This window comes from Streptomyces sp. NPDC045431 (assembly GCF_040646655.1).
Classification (GTDB): domain Bacteria; phylum Actinomycetota; class Actinomycetes; order Streptomycetales; family Streptomycetaceae; genus Streptomyces.
Map to the genome: position 1 here is coordinate 360,155 of NZ_JBEZAQ010000002.1, position 20,165 is coordinate 380,319.

Below are 20,165 nucleotides of genomic sequence, written 5' to 3' on the forward strand. Positions count from 1 at the left end.
CCTAGATGACAGAGCGTCAGAAGGACCGGCCGTGGCTGATGCGGACGTACGCCGGTCACTCCACGGCGGAGGCGTCGAACGAGCTGTACCGGCGCAACCTCGCCAAGGGCCAGACCGGCCTCTCGGTCGCGTTCGACCTGCCGACGCAGACCGGGTACGACCCCGACCACATCCTCGCCCGCGGCGAGGTGGGCCGGGTCGGGGTCCCGGTCTCGCACCTCGGTGACATGCGCCGGCTGTTCCAGGACATCCCGCTGGAGCGCATGAACACGTCCATGACCATCAACGCCACCGCCATGTGGCTGCTGGCGCTCTATCAGGTGGTCGCCGAGGAGCAGGGCGCGGACATCACCAGGCTCCAGGGGACGACGCAGAACGACATCGTCAAGGAGTACCTGTCGCGCGGGACGCACGTCTTCCCGCCGGGTCCGTCCCTGCGCCTGACCACCGACATGATCACCTACACGGTGAACCACATCCCGAAGTGGAACCCGATCAACATCTGCAGCTACCACCTGCAGGAGGCGGGCGCCACTCCGGTCCAGGAGATCTCGTACGCCATGTCCACGGCGATCGCCGTCCTCGACGCGGTGTTCGCCTCCGGGCAGGTGCCCGAGGAGCGGAAGGGCGACGTCGTCGCGCGGATCTCCTTCTTCGTGAACGCGGGCGTCCGCTTCATCGAGGAGATGTGCAAGATGCGCGCCTTCGGCCGCATCTGGGACACGATCACGCGCGAGCGGTACGGCATCGAGGACCCCAAGCAGCGCCGCTTCCGCTACGGCGTGCAGGTCAACTCGCTCGGGCTGACCGAGGCGCAGCCGGAGAACAACGTCCAGCGCATCGTCCTGGAGATGCTGGCCGTGACGCTGTCGAAGGACGCCCGCGCCCGTGCCGTGCAGCTCCCGGCGTGGAACGAGGCCCTGGGCCTGCCCCGCCCCTGGGACCAGCAGTGGTCCCTGCGCATCCAGCAGGTGCTGGCGCACGAGAGCGACCTGCTGGAGTACGACGACATCTTCGCCGGCTCGCACGTCATCGAGGCCAAGGTGGACACCCTGGTCACCGAGTGCCTCGCCGAGATCGAGCGGATCCAGGAGATGGGCGGCGCGATGGCCGCCGTTGAGTCGGGCTACCTCAAGTCGCAGCTGGTCTCCTCGCACGCCGAGCGGCGGGCCCGGATCGAGGCCGGCGAGGAGAAGATCGTCGGCGTCAACATCTTCGAGACGACCGAGCCCAACCCGCTCACCGCCGACCTGGACACCGCGATCATGACGGTGGACCCGGCCAACGAGGCGCGCGTGGTCGCGAAGCTGCACGAGTGGCGCGACAACCGCGACGAGGGCCGGGCCCAGGAGGCCCTGGCCCGGCTGAAGGCGACGGCGGCCGGGGACGAGAACCTGTTCCCCGCGACCCTGGAGTGCGCCCGCGCGGGCGTCACCACCGGGGAGTGGGCCTGGGCGCTGCGGGACGTCTTCGGCGAGTTCCGGGCGCCGACGGGCGTGTCGTCCGCGCCGGTGGCGGTCGCCGCCGAGGAGGGCACCCCGCTCGCCGCCGTACGCGAGAAGGTGACGCGGACGGCGTCCGAGCTGGGCGCGGGGCGGTTGCGGCTGCTGGTCGGCAAGCCCGGCCTGGACGGGCACTCCAACGGTGCCGAGCAGATCGCGGTGCGTGCGCGGGACGCCGGCTTCGAGGTGGTCTACCAGGGCATCCGGCTGACGCCCGAGCAGATCGTGGACGCCGCCCTGGCGGAGGACGTGCACTGCGTGGGACTGTCCATCCTGTCCGGCTCGCACGCCGAGCTGGTCCCCGACGTACTGGCCCGGCTGCGTGAGGCCGGCGCGTCGGACATCCCGGTGATCGTCGGCGGGATCATCCCGAACGCCGACGCCGCCGAACTGAAGCGGGCGGGCGTGGCCGCCGTCTTCACGCCGAAGGACTTCGGTATCACGGAGATCATCGGCCGTATCGTCGACGAGATCCGGAAAGCGAACAAGCTCGACCCTGTGGAGGTCCCCGCATGACGACCGTCAACCGTCTCCGCCCGCGCCGCTCGTGCCTGGCGGTCCCCGGTTCCAACCCGCGCTTCCTGGAGAAGGCCCAGGGCCTCCCCGCCGACCAGGTCTTCCTGGACCTGGAGGACGCGTGCGCGCCGCTCGCCAAGCCGGAGGCGCGGCACACCATCGTCAAGTTCCTCAACGAGGGCGACTGGACGGGCAAGACCCGGGTCGTGCGGGTCAACGACTGGACCACCGAGTGGACGTACCGCGACGTGGTCACGGTCGTCGAGGGTGCGGGCCCGAACCTCGACTGCATCATGCTGCCGAAGGTGCAGACCGCCGAGCAGGTCGTGGCGCTGGACCTCCTCCTCACCCAGATCGAGAAGACGATGGGCTTCGAGGTCGGCCGGATCGGCATCGAGGCGCAGATCGAGAACGCCCAGGGCCTCAACAACGTCAACGCGATCGCGCAGGCCTCGCCGCGCATCGAGACGATCATCTTCGGCCCGGCGGACTTCATGGCCTCCATCAACATGAAGTCGCTGGTCGTCGGCGAGCAGCCGCCCGGCTACCCGGCGGACGCGTACCACTACATCCTGATGAAGATCCTGATGGCGGCCCGCGCCAACGATCTGCAGGCGATCGACGGCCCGTACCTTCAGATCAAGAACGTGGACGGCTTCCGCGCGGTCGCCGGCCGCGCCGCCGCGCTCGGCTTCGACGGCAAGTGGGTGCTCCACCCGGGTCAGGTCGACGCGGCGAACGAGGTGTTCTCGCCCTCCCAGGAGGACTTCGACCACGCCGAGCTGATCCTGGACGCGTACGAGTACTACACGTCCGAGGCGGGCGGCAAGAAGGGCTCCGCGATGCTCGGCGACGAGATGATCGACGAGGCCAGCCGCAAGATGGCGCTCGTCATCTCCGGCAAGGGCCGCGCCGCCGGCATGACCCGTACGTCGAAGTTCGAAGCCCCGGAGGCGTGAGCACCATGCAGTTCGGCCGTACCTACGAAGAGTTCGAAGTCGGTGCCGTCTACAAGCACTGGCCCGGGAAGACGGTCACCGAGTACGACGACCACCTCTTCTGCCTGCTGACGATGAACCACCACCCCCTCCACATGGACACGAACTATGCGGAGAAGACGACGGATTTCGGGAAGAACGTCGTCGTCGGCAACTACATCTACTCGCTCCTGCTGGGCATGTCCGTGCCGGACGTCTCCGGCAAGGCGATCGCCAACCTGGAGATCGAGTCGCTGCGCCACGTGGCGCCGACCTTCCACGGCGACACCATCTACGGCGAGACCACCGTCCTCGACAAGACGCCGTCGAAGTCGAAGAGCGACCGCGGGATCGTGTACGTCGAGACCAAGGGCTACAAGCAGGACGGCACGCTGGTCTGCGTCTTCCGCCGCAAAGTGATGGTGCCGACCGAGCAGTACATCAAGGAGCGCGGCGGCGAGCAGCCGGGCCGCCCGGAACCGAAGGTGCAGGAGAAGTAGCCATGGCCCGACTCGCCCAGACCCACGGTCTGACCGATGTCCAGCAGGAGATCCTCTCCACGGTCCGGGACTTCGTCGACAAGGAGATCATCCCGGTCGCCACGGAGCTGGAGCACCGCGACGAGTACCCGCAGGCGATCGTCGACGGTCTGAAGGAGCTGGGTGTCTTCGGCCTGATGATCCCGGAGGAGTACGGGGGGCTGGGCGAGTCCCTGCTCACGTACGCGCTGTGCGTGGAGGAGATAGCGCGCGGCTGGATGTCCGTCTCGGGCATCATCAACACCCACTTCATCGTCGCGTACATGCTCAAGCAGCACGGCACGCAGGAGCAGAAGGACACCTTCCTGCCCCGGATGGCGGCCGGCGAGGTGCGGGGCGCCTTCTCGATGTCGGAGCCGGGGCTCGGCTCCGATGTGTCGGCGATCACGTCGAAGGCGGTCAAGGACGGCGACGAGTACGTCCTGAACGGCCAGAAGATGTGGCTCACGAACGGCGGAACGTCAACGCTCGTGGCCGTCCTCGTCCGAAGTGACGAAGGACACCCCGAGGGCACCGCCCCCCACAAGTCGATGACGACCTTCCTCGTGGAGAAGGAGCCCGGCTTCGGAGAGGTCCGGCCCGGCCTGACCATCCCGGGGAAGATCGACAAGATGGGCTACAAGGGGGTCGACACCACCGAGCTCATCATGGACGGACTGCGCATTCCGGCCAATCGTGTGCTCGGTGGGGTCACCGGCCGAGGGTTTTACCAAATGATGGACGGCGTCGAGGTGGGGCGCGTGAACGTGGCGGCGCGCGGCTGTGGCGTCGCTCAGCGTGCCTTCGAGCTGGGTGTCTCGTATGCCCAGCAACGTCACACTTTCGGGAAGCCGATCGCTCAGCACCAGGCAATCCAGTTCAAGCTGGCCGAAATGGCTACCAAGGTTGAGGCCGCTCATGCCATGATGGTCAACGCAGCTCGCAAAAAGGACTCCGGGGAGCGAAACGACCTGGAAGCAGGGATGGCGAAGTACCTCGCCTCCGAGTACTGCAAAGAGGTCGTGGAGGATGCCTTCCGTATCCATGGTGGCTACGGGTTCTCGAAGGAGTACGAGATCGAGCGTCTCTACCGAGAGGCTCCGATGCTGCTGATCGGTGAAGGTACCGCCGAAATCCAGAAAATGATCATTGGGCGTCGGCTGCTCGAGGAGTACCGGTTCCAGGGTTGATTGTCGCTTTTAGGTCGGTTCGGCCGCGAAGAAGATCACACCCTGTCATCCTCTTCCGGCCGCCGACTCGGCTTCTGGCTTGCCCAGTTGCGGCCCGCAACCGATAGCATCGCCGAAAAGCCGCCGTCCCCCGCATCCGCGCGGCATCATCCGCTACGAAGGTCATCCATGCCCCACAGCCAAACCTCTGCACCTCGCGACAGCCGATTTGGCGTGCGTATCGCTCGCGGAGCATCGCCGTGGCTTCTGCCGACCGTCGCCACCGCAGCACTCAGTCTTGCCCGCGCGCGCCGTTCCAAGCGTGCCGCGGCCATCGCCGTGCCCACCACCGCGCTGGCGGCGGGCATGCTGTGGTTCTTCCGCGACCCCGAGCGCGAGATCGCGCAGGGCAGGGTCATCTCGCCCGCCGACGGGGTGGTGCAGAGCATCATGCCGTGGAAGGACGGGCGCACCCGGGTCGCCATCTTCATGAGCCCGCTGAACGTCCACGTGAACCGCGCCCCGCTGGCGGGCACGGTGACGTCGGTGGAGCACATCCCCGGCGGCTTCGTGCCGGCGTTCAACAAGGAGAGCGAGAACAACGAGCGCGTTGTCTGGCACTTCGACACCGAGCTCGGTGACATCGAGATGGTGCAGATCGCGGGTGCGGTCGCGCGCCGCATCGTGCCGTACGTCCCGCAGGGGACCAAGGTCGAGCAGGGCGAGCGCATCGGTTTGATCCGCTTCGGATCGCGCGTTGACATCTACCTTCCGGAAGGTGTCGACGTCGCAGTCGAGGTCGGTCAGACCACGACCGCGGGGGTGACTCGAATTGACCGTGATTGATCCCGACACACGGGCCGACTGGGTGGCCGACGCCGAGGCGGACATCGTCGAGGAAGCCGAGGAGATGCCGCTGTCGCTGCGTCTCTCAATAGCGGACACCCTCACGCTGGGCAACGCCACGTGCGGCTTCATGGCGGTGTACTTCACCACCACCGGCATCCTGATCCCGCACCTCACGGGGAGCCAGGAGACCGGCATGGCGCGGCACAGCGCCGCCACGGCCGTGATCCTGATGCTCCTCGCGGCGATCTTCGATCTCTTCGACGGGCTGGTGGCGCGCAAGCTGCGCAGCTCGCCGATGGGCGCGGAGCTGGACAACCTGTCCGACCTGATCAGCTTCGGGCTCGCCCCGGCGTACTTCGTACTCGTGTACGGGATGGTCGCGGACGACGCCCACCAGAAGGTCTCGGCCGTGGCCGCGATCGTGGTGCTGCTGGCGGTGGTGCTGAGGCTCGCCAGATTCAGCTGCGTGACCATGAAGGACGGCATGTTCCAGGGCATGCCGTCCCCGTTCGGCGCACTGACGGTCGTCTCGATCGTGCTGCTGGAGCTGCCGTTCATCCCGACGCTGCTGGCGATCATCGGCACGGCGTGGCTGATGGTGAGCCGGGTCGAGTACCCCAAGCCGCGGGGCATCCTCGCGGTGGCGATGCTCAGCTGGATCGTCGGGGCGATGGGCCTGCTGGCGGCGTGGGCGTTCGACGCGCCGGGCGGCCAGCTGCTGCTCCAGACCGGCTGCGCGCTGCAGGTCGTGCTGGGCGCGGTGATCCCCCTCTTCGCGACGGCCCGGCGGGTGAACACCTTCCGCGACAACCGGCGCGTGAACCGGGAGGCGCGGGCGGCGCAGCTGCCGTAGTCCCCGTCGTACGGATGTGAGAAGGGCCCGGGTGCTTCCCCAAGCACCCGGGCCCTTCCGCTCTCTCAGCCACTGTCCCGGCCACGCTCCAGGACCTTGTAGTAGTACGTCGTCGGGTGCGGGACGCCATCCGGGGTGAGGGCGTAACCGGGGATCGAGCCGGCCCGCGTCCAGCCCGCCTTCCGGTAGAGGGTCTCGGCCCCGCTGCCCGTCTCGGTGTCCAGCACCAGCAGGGTGCGCCCCTCGGCGGCGGCCGCGCGCTCGGCCGTCTCCAGCAGGCGGCGGCCCAGCCCCCGGCCCCGGGCCGCCCGGTGGACCAGGAGCTTGGCGATGTCGGCGCGGTGCGGCTGGTTGGGCATGCCCGCCCGGACCAGGCTGATCACGCCCGAGACCGCGCCGTCGGGCCCGTACGACGCCCAGACGGCCCGTACGCCCCGCTCGGCCTCCTCGGCGGCGCCGCGCCACCAGGAGGCCGCCTCCGCGGGGCTCAGCGGGGCGAGGAAGCCTACGGAGGCGCCGCCGTCGACGGCGTCGACCAGGAGCGCGGCGAGCCCCTCGGCCGCGTCGGCGTGGATCCGCCGCGCGGTGAGGGGCTCGATGCGGTGGTGGGGATCTGTGTGATCACTCATGGACCGAGCTTCACACGGCCGGGTTTCGGCCCGGTGACGGGGGCCTCCCGTCCGGTCAGCCGCCCGGGGTGAAGCCCTGCGCCGCGGGTGCGGCCTCCGGCTGCCGCACCACCCGGGCGCCGCCGGGGACGGACTTGTCGGGCTGGAAGACGACGGTCTGCCGCGAGGAGGGCGCCTTCGGGTCGGAGAAGTCGTGGGTCACGCCGAAGCCCCCGTCGAGCGCCTTCAGGGTCAGCAGCGCCCTGCCGACGCCCTCGCGGGTCAGGTCCTTGTCCGCGCACGCCTTCTTCAGGACCGCGCCGAAGACCTCGGCGGCGGACCAGCCCGCGACGACGCCGTTGTCGAGGGAGTCCTTCGGGTAGGCGGCGCGGTAGTCCGCCACCAGCTTCTTGGCGGCCGGGGTGTCGGCGCCGATCGGCAGGCTGGGCGTGGCGACGTAGTACGTCTTCTCCAGCGCCGGCCCGGCCTGGGTGCCGAGCAGCTGCGGGGAGAAGGCCGAGTTGTTGCCGATGACCGGCACGGCGAGCTTCACGGCCGCGGCGACGCCGACGAAGGAGGCGGCCTGCCGGGGGCCCGTGGAGAGGAGGACCGCCTTGACCCCGGCCTGCTTGAGCGCCGCCACCTGCGCCGACATGTCGTTGTCCGTCGGCTTGATCTTCTGCTCGACGACCGTGAGCCCGGCCTGCCCCGCCATGTGCTTCGAGCCCTGGAGGGCGTTCTCGCCGTAGTCGCCCTCGAAGTAGACGTGGCCGAGCTTGTCGCCCTTCTTCAGGCCCTTCTCCTTCATCAGGAAGTCGACGGCGTTGATCGTCTCGACGTCGTACGTGGTGCCGATCACCCGGATGTACGAGCTGCCGAGCAGCTCCGCCGACCACGCCTGCGGCAGCACGAGCGCCTTGTCCCGGCCGTCGACCCGCTGCTTCACGGCCGCCACGAACGGCGAGCCGATGAACTGCGGGAAGCCCAGCACCTCCGGCTCCAGCTCGGTGTACGCGGCCAGCGCCTTCTGCGGGTCGTAGCCGTGGTCGCGGACCGTGAGCTCCACGGTGCGCCCGCAGACGCCGCCCGCGGCGTTGAGCTGCTTGACGTACAGCTGCTGGGCCTGGGTGATGCTCTTGCCGAGGGTGGCGTACACGCCGGTCATGTCGGTGAGCGCGCCCAGCCGGATCGTCTTGGCGTCGACGCCCGCGCCGGTCTTCACGCCGTCGGCGCCGGCCGCGCCGTCCGTGCCGGTCTTCGCCTTGGCGCTGCAGCCCGTGACCCCGGCGGTCAGGGCGACGAGCGCGGTGAGGGCGGCGGCGAGCTGCCGGTGCCTGGATATGGTCATCGTTCCTCCGCTGGGGTGCGTGCGATGCGTGCGGTACGGGGGGTGCGTCGGGGGCGCCGGGCGGCGAGGCCGGCCAGGCCGCCGGGCAGGAAGAGCACCACCGCGACGACGGCGGCGCCGTACAGGTAGCGCGCGGCCTCGCCCGGGGCGACGCCGCCCGTGCCGGGGGCGGAGACCAGGGGCAGGGCGTCGCTGTAGCGGTTCAACAGCTGCGGCAGCAGGGAGACGAAGACGCCGCCGGCCACCGCGCCCGCCACCGAGCCGAGACCGCCGATGACGATCATGGCGAGGTACTCCAGCGAGAGCAGCATGCCGAAGTACTCGGGCACGGTCCGCTGGAAGACCAGCGCCAGCAGCACCCCGGCGAGCCCGGCGTACATGGAGGACAGCACGAACGCCGCCGCGCGGTAGCGGGCGACCGGGATGCCCAGCACCCCGGCGGCGATGCGGTGGTCCCGGATGGCGTTGAGCGCCCGCCCGGGCCTGCCGCGCAGCACGCCGCGCGCGAAGAGGGCGGACGCGGCGAGCAGCGCCAGGCCCAGGTACCAGAGCTTCTCGGCGGCGCCGAACGGGACCGCCGCGACGATGAGCTCGGTGTCGTCGAAGGTGATGCCGAGGAGGCTGAGCGGCGGGACGGCGCGGCCGTTGAAGCCGCCGGTCAGGTCGTGGGCGTTGAACAGCACGTGCTGGCCGATGAAGATCAGCGCGAGGGTGGCGATACCGAGGTACGCACCGCGCAGCCTCCCCGCGATCGGGCTGAACAGCCCGCCGGCCGCGCCCGCCAGCGCCACCGCGCCGACGGCGGCGAGCCAGCCGGGCAGGCCGAGTCCGGCGAGCCCGTCGGTGCCGTCCCCGGCGAGGGCGCAGTAGCCGTACGCGCCGACGGCGAGGAAGAAGGCGTGCCCCATGGACAGCTGCCCGGTGGCGCCGGTGAGGAGGTTGATGCCGACGGCGCCGATCGCGGCGGCCATGGCGAAGAGGCCGGCTTGCAGCCAGAAGCGGTCGAGGTAGAAGGGCAGGGCGAGGAGGAGGGCCGTGGCGATCACCCACGCGTACGTACGCGGGCGGGTGAGCCGCTTGGAGCTCCTTTTCGGGACGGTGTCAGACACGGGCGAGCTCCTTCGTCCCGAAGAGCCCCGCGGGGCGGATCAGCAGGACCGCGACCATGACGAGGTAGGGCGCCAGGTCGCCGATGCCACGGCCGAGGAAGGCCAGGTCGCTCTGGTAGCCGGTGGCGAGGGACTCGGTGACGCCGACGAGCAGCCCGCCGACGAGCGCGCCGGTGGTGGAGTCGAGGCCGCCGAGGATGGCGGCGGGGAAGGCCTTGAGCGCGGCGAGGGAGGTGGAGCGCTCCAGTCCGGGTGTGGGGAAGACGGTGAGGAAGAGGGCCGCGACGGCGGCGAGGCCCCCGGCCACCGCCCACGCGCCGAGCGAGACCCGCCCGAGGCGTACGCCCATCAGCGCGGCCGTGGACGGGGACTCGGCGGCGGCGCGCATGGCGACGCCCCAGGACGTGAACCGGAAGGCGAGCAGGAACGCCGTGATGAGCAGCGCGGCGGCGACGAACGCGGCGATCCGCGTCTGGGCGAGGGTGACCGGGCCGAGGCTCACCACCGCGTCGCCCCACGGGTCGCCGAGGGCGAGCACCTCCGTACCGATGCGGCGGGTGAGCTCGGTGGTGAGGAGGATGTCCACGCCGATGGTGACGATGGCGAGGACGCTGTGGTCGGCGCCCCGGTGGCGGCGCATCACCAGGAACTCGACGGCGGCGCCGACGAGCGCGGCGCCCGCGATCCCGGCGGCGAGCGCGGGCCAGAAGCCGAGACGCTCGTGGAGGACGGCGGTGACGTACCCGCCCGCGAGGAGCAGGGAGGCATGGGCGAAGTTGACGACCTCGGTGGCGCGGAAGATGACGACGAAACCGAGGGCGATGAGGGCGTAGACGGACCCGAGGGAGAGTCCGTTGAGCAGGAGTTCGGCGAAGGTGGTCACTCGGCGGTGTCCTCTCCGAGGTAGGCGCGGACGACGGCCGGGTCGTTCTGTACGTCGGCGGGGGCGCCGTCGGCGATGCGGCGGCCGAAGTCGAGGACGGTGACCGTGTCGGCGAGACGCATCACCACGCCCATGTCGTGTTCGACGAGGACGATGGAGATGCCGAGGCTGTCGCGGACGCCCGCGATGACGGCGGCGGTGCGGCGGCGTTCGTCGGCGGTCATGCCGGCGACCGGCTCGTCGAGGAGGAGGAGCCTGGGCTCCATGCACAGGGCGCGGGCCAGTTCGGCGAGCTTCTGCTGCCCGTACGGGAGGGAGGCGGCCGGCTGGTCGAGCCGGTCGGCCAGTCCCACGAAGTCGGCGATCTCGCGGACGCGGGCGCGGTGGCGGGCTTCCTCCCGGGTGGCGGTCGGCAGCCGGAGCCCGGTGGCGAGGAACCCGGCGCGGGTGAGGCGGTGGCGGCCGAGCATCAGCGCGTCGGCGACCGTGGCGCGGGGCGGCAGGGCCAGGTTCTGGAAGATGCGGGCGACGCCGAGGGCGGCGATGCGGTGCGGGGGCAGGCCGGTGAGCTCGTGGCCGTCGAAGCGGACGCTGCCGGAGGTGGCGCGGTAGACGCCGGAGAGCACGTTGAAGGTGGTGGACTTGCCGGCGCCGTTGGGGCCGATGACGGCGTGGACGGTGCCGGGGCGGACGGTGAAGCCGACGCCGTCGAGGGCGGTGAGGCCGGCGAACCGTACGGTGAGGTCGCGGACTTCGAGGGTGGTCACGCCCCCTCCCAGGGGGCCAGCCGCCGGGCGTGGGCGGGTGACGGGTCGTCGGCCGCCCGCTCGTCCACGACGCCGAGGTAGCGGCGGCGTATCTCGTCGGATGCGGCGAGTTCGGCGGCGGGTCCCGCGGCCGTGACCTCGCCGACTTCGAGGACGTACGCCTGGGTCGCGAGGCGCAGGGCGAGCGCGGCGTTCTGCTCGACGAGGAGGACGGAGGTGCCCTGGGCGTGGATCTCGCGGACGGTGTCGGCGATCCGGGCGGCCATCAGGGGCGCGAGGCCGAGGGACGGCTCGTCGAGGAGGAGCAGGCGCGGGGAGGGCATGAGGGCGCGGGCGACGGCGAGCATCTGCTGTTCGCCGCCGGAGAGGAGGCCGGCGCGCTGGCGGGCGCGTTCGGCGAGGACGGGGAAGAGGGCGTGGACGCGGCGCAGGGCTTCCGCCTTCGTGCCTCTGCTCGCGGCGAGGGCGCCCGCGCGCAGGTTGTCCTCGACGGTCATGCGGGCGAAGACCTGGCGGCCCTCGGGTACGTGGCACAGCCCGGCGGCGACGATCCGGTCGGGCGGCAGGCCGTGCAGGGGGCGGCCGGCGAAGGTGACGGTGCCGGCGGTGGCGGCGCCGCCGTGGAAGGCGAGCGTGCGCGACAGGGCGCGCAGCAGGGTGGACTTGCCTGCGCCGTTGCCGCCGAGGACGGCGACGACGGTGCCTTCCGGTACGTCCAGCGAGACGTCGCGCAGGGCCCGCACCTTGCCGTACCCGGCTGTCAGACCCCGCACCCGCAGGGCGGCAGCACTCATGGAACCCCCTCGATGCTTGTTCGGTGGCGCTCACCCCAGCACCGGGGCGGGTCCCCCGTCCACGTGGGCCGTCCGAATCGCTGCCGGTGCCCAGCGGGCGCGGCGGCGGGTTGTGCACGCGCACAACACCACGTGTCAGGGGCATGCCGGATGGGGTGCGGAGGTGGCATCCTCCGGCCATGGGAGCCCGTGGACCACGTACCGGAGACGACTGGAAGCTGCTCGGCCAGGCCTGTACGACGCTGCTGGAGCGGCTGCCGGAGCTGGTGGACCGGCACCTGCGGGAGCTGCACGCGCACTCCCCCGCGTACGAGCGGGTCATCGGCTACGACCAGCACTGGCAGGAGGCGCGCGACGCGATGCGCATCGGCATCGAGATGATCTCGGCGCCGCGGGCCGCGCCGCGCCGCGACCTGGAGCACGCGGAGTGGATGGGGCGGCGGCGCGCCGAGCAGGGGCTGCCGCTGGAGCTGGTGGTGCACGCCTACCGGCTCGCCGGGCACCTGGTGTGGGACGCGCTGCTGGAGGACGCGGGCGCGGACGCGGGGCGCCTCGCCGCGCTGATGCAGGCGGCGACGATGGTGTGGTCGGCGGTGGACGCGCAGACGGACACCGCGTCGGAGGCGTACCGCGTCACGGAGCGGGAGCTGCGGCGCCGTACCGACGAACAGCTCCAGGCGCTGCTCGACGCCCTGCTGGACGGCGGCCGGTCGCCGGAGGTCTCGGCGCGGGCCGCGGCGGGCCTGGACCTGCCCGAGCGGGGGCGGTACGCCGTGGTGGTGCTGCGCACCGAGCGGCGGGACGTGGCGCACCGGCGGCTGGCGGGGCCGGGGCTGCGGTTCGTCTGGCGGATGCGGACGGACTGCGAGATCGGCGTGGTGTCGCTGGCCGACGGCACGGGGCTCGACGCCCTGGTGGAGCTGATGGAGGGCCGCTGCCCGGGCCCCGGTGGCGTCAGTCCGGTGGTGTCGGGCCTGACGGAGCTGGGCAGGGCGCGGCGCCTGGCGGAACTGGCGCTGCGCACCTGCCCGCCCGACGCCCCGTCCATCGTCCGGCTGGACCGGCGGATGGCCGGGGCGCTGGTGGTCAGCCAGCCGGAACTGGCGTCCCTGCTGGTCTCCGAGGTCCTGGGCGCCCTGCTGGAGCTGGACCCGGCGGACCGGGCGGTGCTGCTGGAGACCCTCGACGTGTGGCTCGACTGCGAGGGCTCGGCGGGGCGGGCGGCGAGCCGCCTGTACTGCCACCGGAACACGGTCTTCAACCGGCTGCGCCGCCTGGAGCAGCTCACCTCGCGGTCGCTGTCGCGGCCGAGGGACCTGACGGAGATGACGCTGGCCCTGGACGCGTTCCGGCTCACGGCGGGGTGAGTACGCCACGTGAGTACGCGTACTCACCCCGCAGACGGGCAGGTTGGCCACACTGGGCGCACACCGACGAGAGAGGCTCCCGCACCATGCCGCCGTACCGACGCTCCCTCCCCTGCCTCGCCCTCACGGGCGCCGTCGCGGCGCTGCTGCTCACCGGCTGCGCTTACCGGGAGCGGGTCTGCCCGCCCGACCACTACCCCGTGCTCGCGGTGAACAACTCGGGCCGCGACTGCGTCCCCGACGGCGAGGAGCCCCCGAAGGGCTGGGCCCGCTACCCGGAGGGCAAGGTCCCGGAGTACCTGAACGACGAGTGGGACCGCTACTGGGACGACAAGACCCTCGACGAGCGGGGCCGGATCGTCCCGCAGCCTGCGGGCTGAAGGCCGAGGGCTTCCCGGAAGTCGGCGAGCGCGGGGGCGAAGTCGCGGCCGGCTATGCGGAGGGTGCACCGGTCGGTGAGCGCGGTGACCAGCGCCGCCGGGCCGTCGGCCGGGTCGTGCGCGGCGAGGCGGCGGGCGAGCTCCACGCCCTCGTCGAACAGCGGCCCGGCCTTCTCCACCGAGAGGCACCCGCAGTGCTCCCAGCGGACGGCCGAACGGACGGTGAGCACCCGCTGCAGCCGTACCAGCTCGGCCAGGTGGCGGTCCGGGTCGTCGGCGGCCTGGGGCACGAGCGCGTCGATCCGGTCGCGGAGCCCGTCACAGGCGTCGAAGTAGCGCTTCTTGATGTCGGGCGACCAGTCCATGACCGTGGCGCCGAAGGGCGGCCGCGGCTCCCCCGGGGCGAACCGCTCGCTCTCGGCGCCCGAGATCGAGAGGAGGACCGCCCAGAAGACCCTCTGGTAGCCGCTCCAGGTCCTGGGCTCCCCGGTGGCGGCCAGCCGCGTCAGCAGGGCGAGCGCCTCCCGCCGGGCGGCGGTGGCCTCCTCGCCGCGACCGGCGGCGTCGAGCATCCGCGCGTACCGGAGGAGGAGCAGGAGGTGGCTCGACAGGGAGGCGCGCTCGTTCGCCGCCTCCTCGGCCTGCATCGCGACGAAGTCGGCGAACGCGGCGAGGGCCTCGGCGTGCCGGCCCGCGGCGTCCAGGGCGGTGGTCCACTCCAGCAGCGACCAAGCGAGGGCGCCGCTTCGAGGGCCGTCGGCGCGGAGCGCCGGGACCACTCGGGTCAGGGCGTCGGCGGCCTCGGCGTAACGGCCCTCCTCGAGCAGGCCGGTCGCCCAGATGCCCGGGCCCAGCTCGGCGCGTACGGCGAGCCCTTCGGCCCGTCGGCCGGTCGCGTACAGCTCGCGCTGATACGCGTGGAGCGCCCGGCGCAGCACCTCGGCGCGTGCGGGCTCGGCCGGGTCGATGGCGCGGGCCGCGGCCACGGCCTCCTCCACCAGGGGGAGGCAGACGTCGGGCCGGTCGTTCGGGACCTGGTAGCTCCAGCTCAGCAGCGAGTCGGCCAGGAGCGGCAGGTAGGCGGCCGGGCCGACCTGGGCGAGCACCCGGTAGGCCCGGACCTCCTCGCGCGGGGTGCGGCGTCCGGAGGCGAGCAGCGCCGTCCGGGCGCGGATGATGTCGTCGTGGTCCACTGTCACCGGGCTCGCGGAGTGATTCATGACGGAGAGTCTGCGGGCCTTCCGCGCGGCCCAACAAGGCTGCCGGGCTATGCCGTTCGTCCTACGAAAACCGCCTCTGACCTGTCACGATGGCTCTGGCACACACTTTCGGCCCGCGCCTGGTGCGCGGCGGACCCCCGCCCCTCTCCCGGAAACGCCACCGCCCCCGGGGTCCGGCGGATGCCGGTCCGGGGGCGGTGTGGCCTTCAGGGCGGGGTTACGTCAGGAAGTCGCGGGCGATGTTCGCCGCCTGGCGCTCCAGCAGGGGTCCCGCCTCCGCGATGCACTTCGCCGTGTCCGGCTCCAGGTCCGTCAGCGGGTAGGCGCGGCGGATGCCGGCCCTGCCGAGGGCCTCGGGCTGGAGGGCGAGGCGGCCGCAGACCGCGACGACCTCGATGCCGGCGGCGCGGGCGGCCGCCGCGACACCGGCGGGGGCCTTGCCGTGGAGGGTCTGCTCGTCGAGGGAGCCCTCGCCGGTGATGACGAGGGTGGCACGGTCGAGCGCGGGGCCGAAGCCGAGGACGTCCAGCATGACCTCGATGCCGGCGCGGAAGCTCGCGCCGAGGCCGACCAGCGCGCCGTAGCCGATGCCGCCGGCCGCGCCCGCACCCGGGGAGGCGGCGAGCTCGGTGGCCCGGGGGCCGATGGCGTCGGCGAGGACCTCGGCGAAGTGGGCGAGGGCCGTGTCGAGCTCGGCCACGTCCTCGGGCGAGGCGCCCTTCTGCGGCCCGTACACGGCGGGCGCGCCCTTCGGCCCGGTCAGCGGGTTGTCGACGTCGCTCGCGAGGACCAGCTCCACGTCCTTGAAGCGGGCGTCGAGGCCCGACAGGTCGGCGGTCGCGAGGTCGCGCAGGGCGCCGCCGCCCGGGCCGACGGGCTTGCCGTCCGCGTCGAGGAAGCGCGCGCCGAGGGCGGCGAGCATGCCGGCGCCGCCGTCGGTCGTGGCGCTGCCGCCCACGCCGAAGACGATGGTGCGCGCGCCCGCGTCCAGCGCGGCCGCGAGCAGCTCGCCGGAGCCGTACGTGGTGGAGGTCAGCGGCGCGAAGACACCCTCGGGCAGCAGCTGGAGACCGGACGCCTCCGCCATCTCCACCACGGCCGTGGTGTCGCGCAGCGCGTACGCGGCGGTCACCGGCTCGCCGAGCGGGCCGGTCACCCGTACCTCACGCCGTTCGAACCCGGCCGCGACGGCGGCCGCGACCGTGCCGTCGCCGCCGTCGGCTACGGGCAGGGTCTCCACCTCGAGCCCGGGGACGACGTGCCGGAGCCCGGCCGTCACCCGCTCCGCGACCTGTACGGCCGTGAGCGAACCTTTGAACTTGTCAGCCGCGACGAGTACACGCGCGGCCTCAGTTACTGCTCCGTCCGTCACCCTTGCATCCCTTGCTATCGAACAGGCAGTCGCGCCGAGGCCGACCCTATCCGTACTGCCGGAGGCTGTGCCACCCCTGTCCGGCGTACGGACCCGCTGGTCAGGCCCGTGACCAGGGCCAGTGGGCCGCCCGCCCGGCCTCCAGCAGCGGCACCATCCGGAAAGCCGCGTCCGTCAGGCCGCCGAAGGTGTGCCGGTTGTCCCGGCCGGAGGGCGCGTGGCCGGGGCGGTAGCCCGCGAGGTTCCAGGTGTAGACCGGCACGTCCGCCGGGACCTGCGCCGTCGGGTCGCCGTAGTGGCTGTAGGTGGCCTGCTCGTCGGTGACGATGAGCACCCGGTCGTGGCCGCGGTAGTGCGCGCGTACGGCCTCGGTGGTGTTGGTGCCGCCCAGGTCGCCGAAGCGGTCCAGCACCTTCAGCACGGACTCGCCCGCGCGGTACTCCACGGGGCTGCTGGTGGTGCCGAACTGCACCAGGTCCGCGTCGGCGGCGCGCAGCGCCAGCGCCGTACCGAAAACGGCGGCCGCGTCCGCGCGGTTCAGCTCCGAGCGGGCGGACAGCGGCTCCCACATCGAACCGGAGCGGTCGACCAGGACGAGGGTGCGGCCGGGCAGCGCCGGCACGTTGGCCAGCGAGTGGCCGAGCGCCTGCTCCAGCGGGTAGGACCAGCGCAGTGACGGGGCGTGCTGGTACGCCGCGAGGTAGCGGAACGGGAACTGGCGGGAGGCGGCGACGGTCTCCGGGTCGGAGATCTTCGCCGCGACGCGCGCGGCGACCTCGTCGCGGACGCCCGCCTGGTCGAAGTTGCGCAGGTTACGAAGGAGGGCCATCACGCCCATGGAGGGGATGACCGCCTCCCAGGCGGCGGCGTCCAGCGGGCCCTGGAGCCAGCCGGCGAGGGCCTCCCAGGTCATGCCCGCCTCCGCGAGCCGCTCGGCCCCGCCCGGCCCGGTGACCACGGCGCGGCGCTCGGCGACGGGCAGCTCCATCAGCGCCCGGTGGGCGGTGAGCATGCGGTTCGAGGCGGGCGGGAGCGCGGTCTCCGGGTGGTGGCGGCGGTCGAGGGCGTACCGGAACAGCTCGCCCTGCCACGGCTGCTTCGCCGGGTCGGGCGCGGCGTGCACGAGGTTGAGGATGTCGCCGAAGCGGTAGCCCTTGGCGGCCGTGTCGTACTTCAGCAGCGACCGGGCGGTGTAGAGGCGCCGGACGGCGTCCGCGATGCCCCGCTTGACCGGCTTGGGCACATTGCGCCCGTACCGGGAGGTCCAGTAGCCGAGGAGCTCGCCGGGCTCGTCGGCGCGCTGCAGGACGGAGGCGATGACCTGGCGGCCCGTGGGGCCCTCGGTCGCGCCGGCGTCGAGGCGTGCCTTGACGTACTCGGCGGCGCCGACGAGGGAGGCGGTCCGCAGGTTGCCCTCGCCGCGCAGCCAGCCCAGCAGTCCGGCGGTCCACTCGGGGTCTTCGACGGCGAGCGTGCGCACGAGCGTGGCGAACCGGTCGTCGCGGTCGTCGGCGGACTCGTAGAAGGTGTTCTGCGTGACGAAGTTGGCGACGGCCAGCAGGAACAGCTCGGAGCGCGGGTCGCGCAGCACGCCGGTGCCGCCCTGGTGGGTGGTGGCGCTACCGGTGGAGCGCACGGGCGAGACCGCGCGGGCCACGGCGACCGCGGCAGCCACGGCGGCCGAGGCACGGGTGTTGAAGCGGGCCATGATGTGGTGAATCCCCCCGAATTCGGTGGGGACGCGCGGCAGAGCGCACCGCCGCGCCTCCCGAGATCAAAGTGGCCGCGGCATGCGTTCTTTACAGGAAGGAGCCGCGGTCCGGCGCACCGGGAGGTGCGTGACGTACAGGTGTCCAGAGATCAAGGCCGGCGGAACCGACAAGGTGCTCTACCAACTGAGCTACACCGGCCGGAAAGCCGGTGACGGGACTCGAACCCGCGGCCGCCCCATTAACAGTGGAAGTAGGTCCTGCCTTCGCACCTGGACATTGATCACTGTAGGCAGTCACCTGTTCGAGCGCCACGGATTATCCGCGAGCCGGTTCCTGGAACGTTTCGCCTGGTCGACGGCGGTTAGGCTGGCCGTCGTGAGCGACTACGCAACGTACATCGCCGGTCTGCCCCGGGTGCTGGCCGGGGCCGCCGCCCTCTTCCGGGACGCGGAGGGGCGCGTGCTGCTCGTCGAGCCGAGCTACCGCGAGGGGTGGACGCTGCCCGGCGGGACCATCGAGTCGGACGCGGGCGAGACCCCGCGGCAGGCGGCCCGGCGGGAGACGCTGGAGGAGATCGGTCTCGACGTGGAGCCGGGCCCGCTGCTCGCGGTGGACTGGGTACCGGGGCCCGGGCGGCCGCCGATCGTGTCGTACGTGTACGACGGGGGCGTGCTCAGCGGCGAGCAGTTCCGGGCGATCCGCCTCCAGGAGGAGGAGCTGATCTCCTGGAAGCTGGTGGAGCGCGCGGAGCTGCCGACGTATCTGCTGGGCGCGCTCGGTCCGCGCGTGCTGCACGCCCTCGACGCGCTGGCGGACGGCGGGGGCCCGGTGGAGCTGGAGAACGGGCGCCCGCCGCGCTGACCGGGCCCCGGCTCGGCTCAGCCCTGGGGTTCCGGTGGCGCGGCCTCGGCCGTGGTCAGGTGCTCGTCGCGGGTCGCGGTGCGCGCCTCCGTGCGGTGGCCGCGCGCGATGTAGTCGCGTACGACGAGCTCGACGGCGTCCTGGGGGCTACCGACGCCCGCCAACACCATGACTTCCACGACGAGTTCGGCATCGAGCGTGACGGTGACCTTGGCCATGGGCGGACCATAGCACCGTGCGAAACGCGTTCGCGGGGTCGACCGGGTGCTGCTTACGCTCGCGGCATGACTCTCGTCGCGATCCTCAGCGGTGCCGGCATCTCCACGGACTCGGGCATCAGTGACTACCGGGGCCCGAACGGCCTGTGGCGGCGCGATCCGGAGGCGGAGAAGCTCGTCACGTACGACTACTACATGGCCGATCCGGAGATCCGGCGCCGCTCGTGGCGGATGCGCCGCGACAGCGCGGCCCTGCGGGCCGAGCCGAACGCCGCCCACCGGGCCGTCGCCGAGCTCGAGCGCACCCCCGGCTTCGCGGTGCGGGTGCTCACGCAGAACGTCGACGGCCTGCACCAGCTGGCCGGGATGCCCGACCGCAAGGTGCTCGAACTGCACGGCACCGCGCGGGCGGTGGTGTGCACCCGCTGCCATGCGCGCTCCTCGATGACGGACGCGCTGGCGCGGGTGGAGGCGGGCGAGGAGGACCCGGCGTGCGAGGCGTGCGGCGGGATCCTGAAGTCGGCGACGGTGATGTTCGGGGAGCGGCTCGACCCGGTGGTGCTGGGCGAGGCGATGTCGATCGCCAAGGCGGCCGAAATCTTCCTCGCGGTCGGTTCGACGCTCCAGGTGCAGCCGGCCGCCTCGCTGGCGGGCATCGCGGCCGAGCACGGGGCGCGGCTGATCATCGTGAACGCCGAGCCGACGCCGTACGACGCACTCGCCGACGAGGTCGTACGGGAGCCGATCGGCACGGCGCTGCCGGAGTTGCTGGGGCGCCTGGAGACCTAGGGGGCGTCTAGCCGATCATGCCGGGCAGCGCCGGCAGGCGTCCCTCACCGATGAAGACGACGTCGCCGCCGACCTTCACCCGGTCGATGTGCTCCCCGTGACCGCGCGCGCTGACTCCGGACCGTCGTCGGTACGGCCGTGGCGGCGCAGTCGGCGCCGCTGCAGGTGGCCACATCCTCGGTGCGTCCGTCGTTGGCGGCCGCGTCGATGAGGTAGGCGTACTGGGCGCCGAGCCCGGCCAGTCGGGCCGAGAGGTCCGCGTCGATCCGGGCGCGGGCCAGTCGGCCGGGGGCGGCACGGGTGGGGTCGGGCTTGGGTCGCCGCCACCCTCGCCCGAGTCGCCCTTGATGGGC

General features: G+C 72.2%; 20 protein-coding genes and 1 tRNA gene. 10 read left to right on the plus strand and 11 right to left on the minus strand.

Features of this window, described 5'->3' with window-relative positions; all coding sequences use genetic code 11:
* Positions 1-5 precede the first annotated feature (5 nt).
* The 6 genes from AB0A69_RS06085 to pssA all read left to right on the plus strand — a co-directional run bounded on the left by AB0A69_RS06085 (position 6) and on the right by pssA (position 6,384).
* Complete coding sequence (locus tag AB0A69_RS06085) at positions 6-2,018, plus strand: protein meaA (protein ID WP_361415841.1); 2,013 nt, start codon at positions 6-8, stop codon at positions 2,016-2,018.
* On the plus strand, positions 2,015-2,977 hold the full coding sequence (locus AB0A69_RS06090) for a CoA ester lyase (RefSeq protein ID WP_356645562.1): 963 nt from the start codon (positions 2,015-2,017) through the stop codon (positions 2,975-2,977). The genes AB0A69_RS06085 and AB0A69_RS06090 overlap by 4 nt, the downstream gene beginning before the upstream one ends.
* A 5-nt stretch (positions 2,978-2,982) precedes the next feature.
* Positions 2,983-3,495, plus strand: a complete 513-nt coding sequence (locus AB0A69_RS06095; protein WP_361416820.1) for a MaoC family dehydratase — start codon at positions 2,983-2,985, stop codon at positions 3,493-3,495.
* Positions 3,496-3,497: 2 nt separating this feature from the next.
* Positions 3,498-4,703 carry an acyl-CoA dehydrogenase family protein gene (locus AB0A69_RS06100; protein WP_355363236.1) on the plus strand — a complete coding sequence of 402 codons (1,206 nt, stop codon included), beginning with the start codon at positions 3,498-3,500 and terminating at the stop codon, positions 4,701-4,703.
* 168 nt (positions 4,704-4,871) lie between these two features.
* A complete protein-coding gene (locus AB0A69_RS06105) occupies positions 4,872-5,528 on the plus strand; it encodes a phosphatidylserine decarboxylase (protein ID WP_355363238.1) in 657 nt (218 codons plus the stop codon).
* The gene (pssA, locus tag AB0A69_RS06110) at positions 5,521-6,384 is read left to right on the plus strand and encodes a CDP-diacylglycerol--serine O-phosphatidyltransferase (protein WP_361416823.1); all 864 of its coding nucleotides are present in this window, start codon (positions 5,521-5,523) and stop codon (positions 6,382-6,384) included. Before AB0A69_RS06105 ends, pssA begins: the two co-directional genes overlap by 8 nt.
* A gap of 65 nt (positions 6,385-6,449) precedes the next feature.
* Here the strand turns inward: pssA and AB0A69_RS06115 are convergent, their stop codons facing one another.
* The 6 genes from AB0A69_RS06115 to AB0A69_RS06140 are packed head-to-tail and all read right to left on the minus strand — an operon-like array spanning position 6,450 to position 11,893.
* Positions 6,450-7,013: a GNAT family N-acetyltransferase gene (locus AB0A69_RS06115; protein ID WP_361415844.1), complete on the minus strand. Its 564-nt coding sequence runs from the start codon at positions 7,011-7,013 to the stop codon at positions 6,450-6,452.
* A gap of 55 nt (positions 7,014-7,068) precedes the next feature.
* Positions 7,069-8,340, minus strand: coding sequence for an ABC transporter substrate-binding protein (locus AB0A69_RS06120; RefSeq protein ID WP_361415846.1), 1,272 nt, complete (start codon positions 8,338-8,340; stop codon positions 7,069-7,071).
* Positions 8,337-9,386, minus strand: coding sequence for a branched-chain amino acid ABC transporter permease (locus tag AB0A69_RS06125; protein WP_361416826.1), 1,050 nt, complete (start codon positions 9,384-9,386; stop codon positions 8,337-8,339). Before AB0A69_RS06125 ends, AB0A69_RS06120 begins: the two co-directional genes overlap by 4 nt.
* 55 nt (positions 9,387-9,441) lie before the next feature.
* The gene (locus AB0A69_RS06130; protein ID WP_361415848.1) at positions 9,442-10,332 is read right to left on the minus strand and encodes a branched-chain amino acid ABC transporter permease; all 891 of its coding nucleotides are present in this window, start codon (positions 10,330-10,332) and stop codon (positions 9,442-9,444) included.
* Positions 10,329-11,099 carry an ABC transporter ATP-binding protein gene (locus AB0A69_RS06135; RefSeq protein WP_361415850.1) on the minus strand — a complete coding sequence of 257 codons (771 nt, stop codon included), beginning with the start codon at positions 11,097-11,099 and terminating at the stop codon, positions 10,329-10,331. The genes AB0A69_RS06130 and AB0A69_RS06135 overlap by 4 nt, the downstream gene beginning before the upstream one ends.
* On the minus strand, positions 11,096-11,893 hold the full coding sequence (locus AB0A69_RS06140; protein WP_361415852.1) for an ABC transporter ATP-binding protein: 798 nt from the start codon (positions 11,891-11,893) through the stop codon (positions 11,096-11,098). Before AB0A69_RS06140 ends, AB0A69_RS06135 begins: the two co-directional genes overlap by 4 nt.
* 179 nt (positions 11,894-12,072) lie before the next feature.
* Here AB0A69_RS06140 and AB0A69_RS06145 point away from each other — a divergent pair, with 179 nt between their 5' ends.
* Together AB0A69_RS06145 and AB0A69_RS06150 are read left to right on the plus strand one after the other, a co-directional pair.
* Positions 12,073-13,260 carry a helix-turn-helix domain-containing protein gene (locus tag AB0A69_RS06145; protein ID WP_361415854.1) on the plus strand — a complete coding sequence of 396 codons (1,188 nt, stop codon included), beginning with the start codon at positions 12,073-12,075 and terminating at the stop codon, positions 13,258-13,260.
* Between the two features lie 86 nt (positions 13,261-13,346).
* Complete coding sequence (locus AB0A69_RS06150) at positions 13,347-13,640, plus strand: hypothetical protein (RefSeq protein ID WP_361415856.1); 294 nt, start codon at positions 13,347-13,349, stop codon at positions 13,638-13,640.
* Here the strand turns inward: AB0A69_RS06150 and AB0A69_RS06155 are convergent.
* From AB0A69_RS06155 to AB0A69_RS06170, 4 genes are all read right to left on the minus strand, one after another.
* Entirely contained in the window at positions 13,580-14,860 is a 1,281-nt protein-coding gene (locus AB0A69_RS06155) for a hypothetical protein (RefSeq protein WP_361415858.1), read from the minus strand. The two genes, AB0A69_RS06150 and AB0A69_RS06155, sit on opposite strands and share 61 nt — an antisense overlap.
* A 217-nt stretch (positions 14,861-15,077) precedes the next feature.
* Positions 15,078-16,232, minus strand: coding sequence for a glycerate kinase (locus AB0A69_RS06160; RefSeq protein ID WP_361415860.1), 1,155 nt, complete (start codon positions 16,230-16,232; stop codon positions 15,078-15,080).
* A 100-nt stretch (positions 16,233-16,332) separates the two neighbouring features.
* A complete protein-coding gene (locus AB0A69_RS06165; protein ID WP_361415862.1) occupies positions 16,333-17,940 on the minus strand; it encodes a TROVE domain-containing protein in 1,608 nt (535 codons plus the stop codon).
* Positions 17,941-18,150: 210 nt separating this feature from the next.
* Positions 18,151-18,220: transfer RNA gene (locus tag AB0A69_RS06170), tRNA-Asn, on the minus strand.
* 90 nt (positions 18,221-18,310) lie between these two features.
* Between AB0A69_RS06170 and AB0A69_RS06175 the strand changes: the two genes are divergently transcribed.
* Positions 18,311-18,805, plus strand: coding sequence for an NUDIX hydrolase (locus AB0A69_RS06175; protein WP_361416829.1), 495 nt, complete (start codon positions 18,311-18,313; stop codon positions 18,803-18,805).
* 17 nt (positions 18,806-18,822) lie between these two features.
* On the opposite strand, the gene AB0A69_RS06180 is transcribed toward AB0A69_RS06175, so the two are convergent.
* Positions 18,823-19,023, minus strand: a complete 201-nt coding sequence (locus tag AB0A69_RS06180; protein ID WP_361415864.1) for a type II toxin-antitoxin system VapB family antitoxin — start codon at positions 19,021-19,023, stop codon at positions 18,823-18,825.
* A 66-nt stretch (positions 19,024-19,089) separates the two neighbouring features.
* On the opposite strand from AB0A69_RS06180, the gene AB0A69_RS06185 reads away from it, so the two are divergent.
* Entirely contained in the window at positions 19,090-19,812 is a 723-nt protein-coding gene (locus tag AB0A69_RS06185; RefSeq protein WP_361415866.1) for a Sir2 family NAD-dependent protein deacetylase, read from the plus strand.
* The last annotated feature ends 353 nt before the right edge of the window (positions 19,813-20,165 follow it).